The sequence below is a fragment of the Cupriavidus sp. 05N39 genome (assembly GCF_056397325.1).
Map to the genome: position 1 here is coordinate 1 of NZ_JBFTNE010000152.1, position 12,528 is coordinate 12,528.

General features: G+C 63.4%; 12 protein-coding genes. 5 read left to right on the top strand and 7 right to left on the bottom strand.

Annotated elements, in window-relative coordinates; translation table 11 throughout:
- The 4 genes from AC1DN0_RS37965 to AC1DN0_RS37980 all read right to left on the bottom strand — a co-directional run.
- The coding region (locus tag AC1DN0_RS37965) for a nuclease-related domain-containing protein (RefSeq protein WP_477146472.1) at positions 1-506 on the bottom strand (506 nt) is incomplete at its 3' end.
- A gap of 173 nt (positions 507-679) precedes the next feature.
- Entirely contained in the window at positions 680-1,288 is a 609-nt protein-coding gene (locus tag AC1DN0_RS37970; RefSeq protein ID WP_477146473.1) for a hypothetical protein, read from the bottom strand.
- Positions 1,285-1,986, bottom strand: coding sequence for a hypothetical protein (locus AC1DN0_RS37975; protein WP_477103808.1), 702 nt, complete (start codon positions 1,984-1,986; stop codon positions 1,285-1,287). Before AC1DN0_RS37975 ends, AC1DN0_RS37970 begins: the two co-directional genes overlap by 4 nt.
- A gap of 13 nt (positions 1,987-1,999) precedes the next feature.
- Positions 2,000-2,830, bottom strand: coding sequence for an endonuclease NucS domain-containing protein (locus AC1DN0_RS37980; RefSeq protein ID WP_477103809.1), 831 nt, complete (start codon positions 2,828-2,830; stop codon positions 2,000-2,002).
- 499 nt (positions 2,831-3,329) lie between these two features.
- Here AC1DN0_RS37980 and AC1DN0_RS37985 point away from each other — a divergent pair, with 499 nt between their 5' ends.
- Positions 3,330-4,232: a DNA-binding protein gene (locus tag AC1DN0_RS37985; protein WP_477103810.1), complete on the top strand. Its 903-nt coding sequence runs from the start codon at positions 3,330-3,332 to the stop codon at positions 4,230-4,232.
- A gap of 263 nt (positions 4,233-4,495) precedes the next feature.
- Here AC1DN0_RS37985 and AC1DN0_RS37990 read toward each other — a convergent pair whose 3' ends face one another.
- From AC1DN0_RS37990 to AC1DN0_RS38000, 3 genes are all read right to left on the bottom strand, one after another.
- Positions 4,496-5,437: a toll/interleukin-1 receptor domain-containing protein gene (locus tag AC1DN0_RS37990; RefSeq protein ID WP_477103811.1), complete on the bottom strand. Its 942-nt coding sequence runs from the start codon at positions 5,435-5,437 to the stop codon at positions 4,496-4,498.
- 89 nt (positions 5,438-5,526) lie between these two features.
- Positions 5,527-5,754: a hypothetical protein gene (locus AC1DN0_RS37995; RefSeq protein WP_477103812.1), complete on the bottom strand. Its 228-nt coding sequence runs from the start codon at positions 5,752-5,754 to the stop codon at positions 5,527-5,529.
- A gap of 177 nt (positions 5,755-5,931) precedes the next feature.
- Positions 5,932-6,063, bottom strand: a complete 132-nt coding sequence (locus tag AC1DN0_RS38000; RefSeq protein ID WP_477143332.1) for a hypothetical protein — start codon at positions 6,061-6,063, stop codon at positions 5,932-5,934.
- 795 nt (positions 6,064-6,858) lie between these two features.
- Here AC1DN0_RS38000 and istA point away from each other — a divergent pair.
- From istA to AC1DN0_RS38020, 4 genes are all read left to right on the top strand, one after another.
- Positions 6,859-7,878 carry an IS21 family transposase gene (istA, locus tag AC1DN0_RS38005; RefSeq protein WP_477146474.1) on the top strand — a complete coding sequence of 340 codons (1,020 nt, stop codon included), beginning with the start codon at positions 6,859-6,861 and terminating at the stop codon, positions 7,876-7,878.
- A 38-nt stretch (positions 7,879-7,916) separates the two neighbouring features.
- Positions 7,917-9,365, top strand: a complete 1,449-nt coding sequence (locus tag AC1DN0_RS38010) for a site-specific integrase (protein ID WP_477146475.1) — start codon at positions 7,917-7,919, stop codon at positions 9,363-9,365.
- Positions 9,362-11,242, top strand: a complete 1,881-nt coding sequence (locus AC1DN0_RS38015) for an integrase (protein WP_267600168.1) — start codon at positions 9,362-9,364, stop codon at positions 11,240-11,242. Before AC1DN0_RS38010 ends, AC1DN0_RS38015 begins: the two co-directional genes overlap by 4 nt.
- A partial coding sequence (locus AC1DN0_RS38020; protein WP_477146476.1) for an integrase occupies positions 11,239-12,528 on the top strand: 1,290 nt, incomplete at its 3' end. The genes AC1DN0_RS38015 and AC1DN0_RS38020, both read left to right, overlap by 4 nt.

Sequence of the window (12,528 nt, forward strand, 5' to 3'; positions counted from 1 at the left end):
GTTCTATACAAGTCCTTCAGCATCTCCGTGAACGTGAGGATCTGGATCGGATTTCCAGCGAGGTTCTCAAGGAATGTCGCATTCAATTCCCAGCTGCTTCGATCTCCATGCAGTCGCGTTACGGCAGTGACATAGGTGAAAGCCGTTGCACCGGTCACGGCAAGCACTTCAGCTCTAAAGGCTTCCGCCCATTTCGGTTTCACAAGCTCTCGAAAGCCTCTCCAGGCTTCACGTCCCGAGACCTTCTTGTTCTGTTTGATCGCTTCGCACCACCATTCTGGACGAAACCCGCCCTGCCAACTTTTGCAACTGACCACCCACACCTTGTCTGGGCCGTCTTTCAGCGGATGGATCCCAATCACATCTATATCGCTGTGTACTGAGTCGTCGCTTGACTTGTAGTCGCCATGGCCCTTGTCAGGGCGGAACTTGAGGTTATGCCGCGTGAAATAGCCCTTGTGCTGCAGGTACTCGTCCACCATCTGCTCAAGAATATCTTCCTTCATTGCCAACCCTTCTCCCTAGGTAAGAGCATCATCGCGGACATACCACGCGCGTTTTCCGTAATGACATAGCGGGGGTGGTGTCGAGCGACCGCGCCGCGCGCGCCCGACACAACTCCGCCAGGCGCAGTTGCACGCCGTCGTTCGTCGGCTGGATGCTGTTCAAGTAGATAACCTCAATGTCCTCCCAAAACCAGGCCACAGCGTCCGCAAAGCGGTGAAGCAACTCGCGCGGGATGGCCACGCTGCTGAACGAGGGTGGCGGCGGATCCGCCGGCAAGGTTTGGCCCGGGATTGGGAAGGGGATGCTCCCGGAAGAGCGTCTTCGACGACGGCCCGTCGCCGTGCCGGCACGCGTTACCGATGAGCTGCAGCAGGTCAAGGACAGCAAAGCTGTCGAAGGCGGTCATGGGGATGCCCCGCAAGCTTTCGAAATGCCGCTGCACCTGCGGCCATGCGTCCTTGGCGATCCTGTTGAGAAGAACTAGATCGCCTGGTGGGAATGTAACGCAGCCCCGCAAATAGCTGYGGAGTTGGCGCTCCCACAACGACTGGATGGCCAGACAGAACGCTTCGACCGTCGATTGCAGGAGGGCCTGCGCGTCCGCGTGGGCGAACGGGGCGCCGCCTTCGTTGCTGGCCGCCCACGCTGCGATGTCCGTGTCGAGCGCGGCGAGYGACGGCTCCACGACGTCGCGCAGGAACGCACGAACCTGCATCCCGTGCTTGAACGTGAGCACATCCTGATAGCCGTGCGCCCAGCGGTGCGTATCCACCGTTGTCACAGGCGCCTCCAGCGGCGAATTCGTTCCCGCAGACGGGACCAGCGCGTGGACGGTGCGGGGCGGTGCCTCGGCACGTCGCGGAACTGGGGGAAGTCGTTGAGGAACGTGGTCAAGCCAATGTTGCCCGGCCGAGGGTCGGTGGTACGGAAGATCTCGGCCAGGTCGGCCTCCTCGGTCGGATCGGGGCGCCCCTCGGGCCAACTGGCGAACCCATAAACAATGAGCACAGACTCGGGGGAAAGCCCGCTTCGACGCTGCTCCCGCGGTGCCTGGACCTCACGATAGTAGCCTGCGTCGTGGACGTTGTGCATATTGAGCGCGAGGTAGAACTGGTGTCGCCAGTGCTCCTCGTGGTCGTCCGCAATGACGCGATGCACGCCGGCGCGGATCCGACGTTTGAGGGCCTTGTACGTTTCGATGTGGCGGGCCGCGGTCAGCCAGTTCAGGCGGTCGGCCGGCACGGGCCGAAGCTGGGTGCCGTCCACCGTCAACGCGGCGTAGGCCCGTTCCAGCGACAGTTTGGCGTGCTCGAGCAGGGCCGCGCTCTTCTGGTAGAGCAGCGGGCGAGCCAGCGCGAGCACGGCGATGATCGCCGTGATGACGGCGGCGACGATGGTCGCGAGCAGGGACAAGCGCGACACTTGGGCATCGCTCAGGTCGACGAGGGAGAGGTACGAAAGCAGATAGTTCAGGGTCATGCGGGCCGCCCGATCATGCGGACTGGAGTTGCAACGCGACCGGGTGCAGCGACACGGCGAGCTGATATTCCAGCAACCGGACGTGCGACACCTGCGTCGCCGCGTACAGCAGCTTTTCGGAAATCGACGAGGCGACAATCACGCCCCACACCTTCTTTCCCTGGGCGCGGTGTTTCTCGACCCAGCCCATGTAGCGAAGGATCTGCCCCAGCGCCTTGTCCGGCCCACCGTCGAGTTTCAGCTCGAACACCACAAGGTCGCCCGCGGAGTCGACGAACAGCAGGTCCAACGGGCCAAGCGCGGTCTGGTACTCCACGCCGTCGCGGCCCTCGTCGTCCACGAACAGGCGAAGCGGAGCGGCCTGCCCCGGCAGGGTCGGCGGATTCTTCGCCAGGTAGTCGCGCAGATGCGCTTCCATCGCGAACAGGCCGGATCCGTAGGGGTCCGGACCAGCGTCCATGGCCTCCGGCTCCTCGTCAGCAATGCTGTCCAGCGTGTCGTCGCAGCGGTGCACGCTGAGCGCACCGTCGGCCGCTTTGGCGATTTCCCACGCTCCGTGCTTCGCCGGGTTGTACCACACGACCTTGCCGCGCCCGATGTTGTAAAGGAAGTCGTATTGGCCGTTGGCCAGGCGCGGCTTCTTGTTCTCCGGGTAGTGCACTCGGGAGGGCGCATTCACCGAGCAAATGATGAGCTGGCAGTTGATGGTCTCGGATTTGAGGTCCGGGTACTGGACCCACAGGAGTTGCTTGACCTCGGCGTACGTCACCTCGCGCCCGAGCGGGGCGATCGTGTCGCGGATGAGTTGCCAGATCGGCGGGCGGTTCGTCGAAGCGGTGTTCACGAATCCCTTGCGTTCGAGTTGGTATGGTCGCCAGACGGCTCTGCCCCGGCTAGTCGACTTGATACCACGATGCTTCGTACGTGCACCAGCAGAAAGTAGTTGCTCCTCCGCCCAGGGCGAGGGGCGCCGTAGTGGGAGTGCTCATCCTGTCCGCCGTCACCCGGGCCGCCTCGGAAGGAGCTCGACGGCCATTGGCTTTTCGAGCAAGCCTTTGCACTCAGTCTCAAAGGGATTGTTGGGAAGCGCGCAGACAGTACATACCAAGTCGGCGTTCGCTCGCCCGACTGGGTGAAGATCAAGCGACCCGGCGCGGTCGCGCCCGGGCGATTCCAACGGGCGATGGGGTAGCCGCCGATCTCTGGCGTTGGCTGTGGACCACCCGGCAGTCACGCGCTGGAATAGGGCATTTGCGCCGCTATCTCACTCACGCACAGCTGATATCATATCATTTTGATATGATATTATTAACTCATATCATATCGAACGGAGAGCATGTCTCATGGCGCGTCCTGGCATCAGCTACGAAGAAGTCAAAGCGGCCGCAGAGGAACTGGTGGCCGAGCAACAGAAGCCGACCCTCCGTGCGGTCCGCGAACGCCTGGGGGGCGGCAGCCCCAATGCCATTCATCGGCATTGGACCGCCTGGCAGGGCCGGCAAAAGCCGGCCGCACGCGCGCTGCCCGAGCCGAATCCTCGCCTGTTGGCCGCGCTGGGCGCCGAGCTCTCCAAAGTGGCAGAGGAAGCCAGTGCCGAGGCCAACGCCGAATTGGCCGCTGCGCAGAGGGATCTGGCAGAGTACGCGGCGCGCGGCGAGGCGATGGAGGCGGAGCTGACGAAGCTGCAGGAGCAGCTAGCTCAGTTGGCTTCTGAGCGTGACACCTTGGTCGGGAAGGCTAGTGAGCAAGCGGAAGAAATCTCACGCCTACAGCAGGAAGCAGAGCGCGGCCGTGAGGAGATGGCAAGTGTGCGGCGAATCCTCGCCCAAGCCGAGCTACGGTTGGAAGCGGTGCCGCGCCTGGAGCGTGAAGCTGCCGATCTACGCGAGCAGTTGGAGCAGGCCCGAGCAGCCAGAGTTGAGGCAGAGAAGTTGGCCGCCGTTGCCGAAGCGCAGCGCGCCGGCGAACAGGCCGCCCAGCAGCAAGCGGAAGCTCGCCTTGCACGTGCGGAAGAACGAGAACAGCAGACCCGCAAGGACCTCGCTGATGCGATCGCCGCACATCAGCTCACGCGCGAACGCCTGGTCGAATCGGTGGGCTTGGCCAGTGCTGCGCAGGCCGAGCTGAAGCAGCGGCGCGTCCAGGATGACGCGAGGGGCGAGGGCCTGGGCGAGCCGAGCGGGGAAGCCGAAAAGACGGGAGGGACCAGTACACGAGCGCGCAAGGTACCGACTGCTGGCAAGTAGAGAAGCGACGCTTAGCGCCTATCCAAGGATAGTGCGCGACGACTCGGGTAGCGCTGCCTTTTCCTATTCGTGGTCTTTCAGGTCGACAAGCGATGCTTCCAGCGTATCGGCTGCATCGGCATGCAGCCCCGCAGTCGCTTCGTTCAGCTCGGCACTCGACGGTGCGGGACTCTGCTGCGTCGCGTAGCACGTTGATCGCGAGTCGCAGAGCATCGGCGGTCGTCAGTGAGGTCATGTGCTTTTCCTATGGTTTGGGGGTACTCCTACCGGACAGGCGGTGGTGGCACCGGCGGGCGGCCCAGCGGCGGCAGCGCCGGGCGCTGGTTGTGGATGCCGCGCGCCAGCTCCTCGACGCGTTCGCGGTACTGGAGATCGGTGGACAGGTCGACATAGGCGCGCGTGGCCAACGCCGGAATCAGTTGGCGCGGCATGGCGGTCTGGCGGATTATGGGAATGAACTTGCTGGTGCCCAATTCCTGCATGAGCTGCCCCATCACCAGCATGTGCTCGAAGCTTGCGCCGCCCATGTTGCCGAGAATCTTGCTCACATAGGGCTCGGTGCAGACCATCACGACGTAATCGCTTTGCATGACGCCGCGCCGCATGAAGAGCGCGAGATCATCCCCCGGCCGCGTGTCCCACTGGTCCAGCAACACCTCGATCCCGTAGGCCCGCAAGTCCATGCCGAGCTGGGCGACCCACGCCTTGTGCGCGACCGAGTCGTGGGAATACGATAGAAACACGATCGGTGCCTTGGGTGCAAAGAGCGTCGCCGAGGGCAAGAGCAATCCCGCTTGCTGGAGCACGCTCGCCAGCGCGACGTTCTTGACCGCCCAGTGCGTGCGGTTCAGCTCGAAGCTGCGTTCGATATCGAGCGGGTGCTGCAGGGCTTCGAGCTGCTCGGGCGCGATGGGCGCGATGTCCGGATCAAACTCGAAGGCCACGCCATAGCCATCGTTACGGTGCGAGATCCCGGTGATGCGACCCACGCGTGCCGCCTTGCGGCACATGCGCTCGTATGCGAAGACCGTGGGCAGCGACTGCAGGACATGAAACGTGTCATCGCTGAGCGGCAGGAAGCGATTGCGGACGATGTCGCTGGTGTATTCGAAGAGCCGGTCCTTGTCCACGCTCCACGAAAGGCCTTCCCAAGCCTCGTCGTGGGCGCTGACCAGCAGGTTGTAGTGGGACTGGGCGATGCTCACGGTGTCTTCCTCAGAGTGCGGTGCGCTGGCGCGATGAGGAGCCATTATGCCGCGCGGGACCGCCCGCCTGCTGCGCTTCGCAGTATCGCCTACTGCGCCACGCCGGCGGCATGGACGTGCTGCAGGATCCACAGCACGTCCCGCACCGCATCGCTGGTCTCCCTGTCCAGCGCATGAAACTGCAGCGCCGTGATCTGCGCGATCGCGACCTGTCCAGCATGGTCGAACGCCTCGGGCGACGCCGGCGGCTCGCACCGCAGTAGCGCGAGCCACGTCGAGGCTTTCGACGGCCAAGGCGACATGGTCGGCGAGATCATCCCGGTCGGCGTCGCGCATCGCGCGCGTGAGCGCATGGCGGGCGACCCAGACGGTGGAAGCAATGGCCTCGGCGCTCACGACGCGTCCGGCGTCAAATCGTCGGGCGGGCCTCATCGGTCTGCGTCTGCAGCGTGAGGAACGCCTCACTGCCGAGCTTCAGGCAATCACGAATGAGCCTAAGCGCCCAGCGCCCCTTCTATCGTTGCGAGCTGCATCAGCCGCCGCTGCAGGGGCGATACGTAGTAGGTCGGACGCGGCTTGCTTCCCACCATCGTGAAGGTGTCCGCCACCACCAGCCCGATACGCACCAGCGGTGTCGATGGTGGTGTAAATCCGCGTAAATCTGGCGGCGTCCGATGCCGGCGGCGTTGCGATACCAAGTAACGATGGAAAAGGTTTTGACGCTGGGCGCGTCGTAGGGAGCCCGTAGGGCGACTGGAGACGCGCCCAGCGTCGCGGCGCATGTGGACAGTCTGGCGCGTGATAAAAAGGGGGGTCGCCGAGGAAACAACCGGCGCGGCATCGGCCACACAGACCTCGCGAGTCAAACCGATACCGCGCCGACACCGATTCCGGATATTGGGTCCGGAGCGCACGTGCGCGCCAAGTATTGCATGGCAGGTGCGGTCTGTCGATGGCCTTCGGCGTTCATCAAGGAGCGTCGATGCAGCCCACGGGCCGCCTGTTCATGTGTGCCTGTTGCCGGGCGCAGGTCTTCATTTGCCGCCGCTGTGACCGCGGCAATCGCTATTGCCGTGATTGTGCCGCAGAGGCCCGCCGCGCCAACGTGCGCGAAGCCGGCCGGCGCTATCAGCGTAGCCGTCGCGGGCGCTTTGCCCACGCTGCGCGAGCCCGACGCCACCGGGCTCAACAAGAGATCGTGACGCATCACGGTTCACCCACTCCCCCTGCGAATGATGTACTGCGACCGGACCCGACAGACGTCGCCGTTGCAGTTGACGCAGGCGATCGTGCGACGGCGGTGCCGGCAACGCAGTGCTGTCACTGCTGCGGCTGCCCGCTGCCACCGTTCGTGCGCACAGGCCATCTGCGTCGTCGTGGTCCGCGTCGTACTTATCGTTTCGAACGCGGAGAAGTCCCTGATGACCATAAAAGCTGAACTAGAGGCGCAGATCCTGCGCTACTACCACGTCGAGAAGTGGCGCTGCGGCACCATCGCAAAGCAGTTGCACGTGCATCACGAGACGGTGCAGCGTGTGCTTGCGCATGCTGGGCTACCGCGGCACGGACCGCCGCCGCGCCCGTCGATGATCGAGCCGTACCTGGCGTTCATCCGGCAGACGCTGGAGAAGTTCCCTTCGCTCAGAGCCAGCCGCCTGTACTCGATGGTTCGCGAGCGTGGATACAAGGGTGCGCCGGACCACTTCCGGCATTTGATCGCGCAGTACCGCCCGCGCCCGATCGCCGAAGCATTCCTTCGTCTGCGCACGCTACCGGGAGAGGAGATTCAATGCGACTGGGCGCACTTCGGCCACATGGAGATTGGCCGGGCACGCCGGCCGCTGATGGCCTTCGTGATGGTGCTCTCGTACTCGCGCGACATCTATCTGCGTTTCTGTCTCGACGCCCGGATGGAGAACTTCCTGCGCGGCCACGTCGGGGCCTTCACCCACTGGGGTGGTTTAGGCAAGGTCATTCTTTACGATAATCTCAAGAGCGCGGTGCTCGAACGTCAGGGCGATGCGATCCGCTTCCACCCGACGCTGCTCTCGTTCGCCGCGCATTACCGGTTCGAGCCGCGCCCGGTGGCGGTGGCGCGCGGTAATGAAAAAGGTCGCGTGGAGCGGGCCATTCGCCACGTACGCGACGCGTTCTTCGCGGCGCGTACCTTCACCGGTCTGGACGATCTAAACGCACAGGCCGAGCATTGGTGCCGCAACCAGGCGGCCGACCGGCCATGTCCTGAGGATCGCGCCATGACGGTACGTGAGGCCTTCGAGAAGGAGCAGCCACTGCTGCTGGCGCTGCCGGACAACCCGTATCCCGTGGAGGAGCAGCTTGAGGTCAAGGTCGGCAAGACGCCCTACGTGCGCTTCGACCTGAACGACTACTCGATATGCGCAAGTGAAGAACGATTTCCGGATACTCGCAGGCTGTGTTAAAGCGGACACCCGCACAAACACAGCAGAGGATCTGCACGATGACAGCAAGACGAACGACCATCCGGCAACTGCCGCTGACCGAGGTCGTTGACCGCGACACACCCGGTGCGACGCCGGTCAGCATCACCGCCTCCGAGGGCGGCACTATCTATCACACGGTCCCACTCGCAGACCCTGACACCGGCAGGCGACGCGACGCCCGCCCGCAGTGGATCGCAGGCACTTTCCCTCTCTTTCCCGTTGTCCGGCTCGCTGACGGCGCGCCGTGGGCTGAGGCAAACGTCTGGCTCATTGATATGATGGAGTCGAAGTCGTCGCCAAACATGCTGACGTTCGCCAGCATCGCAGACGACCTGGTGGCGTTCCGTCGTTATCTCGATGACGAGGACGTCGACTGGCTGATGTTCCCCGCGAACAAACGGCAACGGCCCACCTACCGCTACAGCGCCTCGATCAGGCTGGCTGTGCAGGCAGGCGAACTGTCTCCGGGCGTTGCCAGGCGTCGTATGGGTGCCGTGGTGCGTTTCTATCGCTGGCTCATGGCCGAAGCAGGCTTCAGGCCCGCAAACGCGCCGTGGGTCGAATCTGGCCGTTTCATCGAGTTCAAGGACCAGAAGGGCTTCAGCCGCGCGGTCGAGGTCAAGACTACCGACCTGTCGATCAGTGGTCGGCGCGCCGAAGACCCGTGGGACGATCACATTCAGGACGGCGGTCGCCTGCGCCCACTGTCCTCTTCCGAGCAGTCGGTGCTGCTCCAATCGTTAGCCGCACTCGGCAACACCGAGATGACGCTCGTTCATCTGTTCGCGCTGTTGACAGGCGCTCGTATCCAGACGGTACTGACCGTGCGAGCGAAACACGTGATGCGCAAGCCTGGCGGGTATCACGGCGACGACATCCGTCTCGCCTGCGGGCCGGGTACGGGCATCGACACGAAGGGCGGAGTCAAGGGCGTGTTGCACTTGCCGCGCGGTTTGTACGAGCGGCTGTACATCTACGTGCACAGCGATCGTGCTCGCAAGCGTCGCCAGCTGGCAGACGGCGGCGATCATCCCGACCAGCCGCTCTTTTTGAGCCATCGCGGTGCGCCACTCTACGAGGATCGCGCGTCGCGTGCCCCGCTCAGCGCTGGCCCGCAGGTACGCCGCCATGTCAAGACCGGGCAGGCCGTGCGCCAGTTCATCAGGGACGAACTGTTGCCCGTGATGCGCGTGCAGCTTGGCAACCCCAGGTACGAGTTCAGCTTCCACGACCTGCGCGCCACCTTCGGGCTGAACATGGTCGACACGATGACAGCGAATGAGACGAAGTACACGCGGGCGCTCGATCAGTTGCGGCAGTTGATGTGGCACGTACAACCGTCTACGACCGAGCGCTACCTCGCTTACCGCGAGAATTGCAAGCTGTTCGACGCGGTACAGGACGGCTGGGGCGCGCATCTGTCGACGCTGGTTGCGCGCACCCTCGACACGGCGGTGGCAGCATGAGTCGCCAGTACGAGGAAGTGCACATGCCGCTCGCGGAGGGCACAACACTGCTGCACCCCGAGCGCGCGCTGCTCAAGTGGGAAGGCACCAACAGCCGTTCCGATATCGGTCAGATCTGCTATCTGACGCGTGACACGTCAAGTCCGCAGCGCACGCGACACACTTTCGAGCACTCAAGCTTCAGCAGCGAACGCGCCAGGGTCGTGCGCCTGCTGGTGACCCAGATTTCCGGGCGTATGACCCTTGGCACGAGGCGCCCGGAGACGATCTCCATGTATTTGCGCGTCGTGCTTGAGTTCGTCAACTGGGCCGACAGGCAGGGCTTGCATCAGACGCTTTGTCACGAGAAGGCTACGGCGGAGGCCGTTCATCGCTACTTCCGTGAGAAGCGCGAACAGGTCTCGCTGGGCAACCTGAAGCGCAATTCCGTCGGCACCAATCAGCGTTATCTGTTGTCGATGCTACGTGAGTTATTTCGAAACGACGACTTCTGCGCCGATGAGAAGGTGCTACGCCGTCAACTGGATGCTTCTGTGCCGACGGCTGTGCCTGACGCCGGGGCACAAGCCGCCCTGCTCGCGTGGGCTGACGCGCTCTTCAGCGGCATCAGCACGCTGGTGCTCGACTTCAAGCCGTACCCGGTGCACGTGACTACCGCGCGAGGTGAGAGTCTTTGCCTTGTTCCGTACAGACACCATCGTCGCGAAGGCGACGGCTCGCACGGCCTGGCCGGCTGGAATCTGGAAACGGGAGAGCCGCGCACCCGGGAAGAACTCACGATGCGCATGGCGGAGGCTGGCGCTAAAAACCCTTTTAAGCGTTCGGGGGACATCGCGACGCGTGCGGCTAAACATTTTGCGGCGGCGAACGAGGACGCGCAGTCACCGATCCGTCGCTCACATGCTTCGATGGCGGTCTTTTGCTTTGCCGCGCTGTTTCTGGCCGAAACGGGCGTCAACCCCGCACAACTGCTGGCCATGAGGTGGAGCCCGGAGTTTGCCGCGAGCCTGCAGGATGCGTCGGTTGCACGTCAGAAGTTTCGTGAGGTCAAGTACCGTGCAGGCGGTAGGGACGTTACGTTCACCGTCTCGCTGGGCTTCATGCCGAAGCTCAAGGCGTATCTGGCATTGCGCGAGTATCTGGTGCAGGACGCAGACTACGACGGACTGTTCATGGTAGTCGGGTGTTCTGCACAGAGACGACAGCCAGTGGGTCTCTCACCCCAGTTTCTGGTTCAGCTTTACCGTCGACTCGACACGTTCGGGATCGTGCTGCCACGCATTAGCGCACGTCAATGGCGTGCGGTGAAACAGGATTGGGCGGTGAGCAACCACGGCCCTGTCGTCGCAGCCACGCTGATGGGGCACTCGCTGGTCACGGCGCTGCGCTCGTACTCCAACGGTACGGATGCCGCGCACAAGGCTGAGATGGGCGCGTTCCTCGCTTCGGTCGAGAAGACCGTGCTGAAGCCCGGCGACGACCCAGCTGGCAGCATCAGGGGCGCGGTGGGCATCTGCATCGGGTTCCACAAGCCTGCACCGATCGCGGACTCGGTCACCGTGCAGCCTGACTGCCGCTCGACCGAAGGGTGCCTCTTCTGCGACCAGTACCGCGTGCACGCCGACGCCACCGACATCCGCAAGCTGCTGGGCTGCCGTCACTGCATCAGGCTCGTGAGTGGGCGTGCTGGATCGGTCGAGCAGTACGACAGCTCGTTCGGCGCGGTGCTGCGCCGCGTTGACTTCCTGCTGGATGAACTGCGTAAGCGCGACGCCGCGCTGGTCAATCAGATCGAGCAGGACGTTGATATTGAGGGGAACCTGGACGCTTTCTGGTCGACGAAGCTCGACCAGCTTTACGAATTGGGAGTGGCATGAACAACACGCTGATCTCACCGATCGCTGAGTGCCCCGACTGGTATCGGGTCGAGGATGATACGGTCGTCACGCGCGACAAGGCTGGAAACGCGGTTTCGCTGTTTGGTGACGACGCCTGGGACATCCAGGCATATACGATCGGACTGCGTCGCACCCACATCCATTTCAGGGGACACCTGCCTGACGGCGCGAGTCGCGCCCTTTCAGAGGCGACTACGCGTCAGTGGAAGCAGGTGATGTACTTTCTGATGCACGAAGTTACCGATACGGTCCCGGCGTCCGGTACGCTACACGCTCGTTCAAATCACCTGAGGGCGTTCGCGTTCTTTGCCGCCGCACGTCAGCTTACGCTCTACGAGGGCCTGTCCACTGTCGCTGTTGTTCTGGACTATGCGGCGCAAACCGGGATGGAGACGAAGGCCCAGATCCTTCATTCGATTCTGGTAAAGCTTCACCGTCTGGGCGTCGGGACCACAGGGCTGCGCGTACCACTGGGCCAACTGCACAAGCCTCTGCTCGAGCGCTTCGCGCAACGTGCTGGATACTCACAACACCCTGTCATCCCGACGCGGATCTACCAGCACTTCCTGTCGGCCTGTGAGCATGACCTCAGCATCGCAGAGGGCGTCGCTGACATGCTGTCGGACTACCTCGCACGCAGGTACGCTGGAGAGAGGCCGGGCGTCTCTGTGGAACTGGCGAGGACTGCTTTGCACTTCGGGTGCAAGGACTCCCCTTACGTTGTGTCGTTTCTTGTAGCGGCGATCGGCGGGCTATGCCAGCTTGTCATCCTGTCGTTCACCGGCATGCGTGCGGCAGAAGCGGAGAACCTGCCGTACAACTGCCTGAGCGAGACCCGTCTGGATGGCGTGACGCACTACACGATCGAGGGCATCACGACCAAGCTGTCGGGCGGTCGTTCCAGGCGCGCATGCTGGGTGACCAGCCAGCTCGCTGCCCGTGCCGTCAGGCTCGCGCAACGGCTGTCGGGCGAGGCACACCGTGCGCACTGCGCGCAGGGCTACGCCGAATCGACGGACGGTTCGCACCTGCTGTTCTGCCGGATGGGGCTGCGTTTGGGGTACGTAGCAAACCGGGCGGCGAGTACCGTTCATAACGATATCGAAGCCTTTCGTGAGCGCGTCTTCCCGACAATCACGGTCGAGGACATCGCTGAACTGAAGCGTGTCGACATGCACCGCGCGTGGGAAGACGAGCCGAAGTACGCGGTCGGGCAGCAGTGGCCGTTCACGCGCCATCAGCTTCGCCGTACCCTGGCCCTCTAC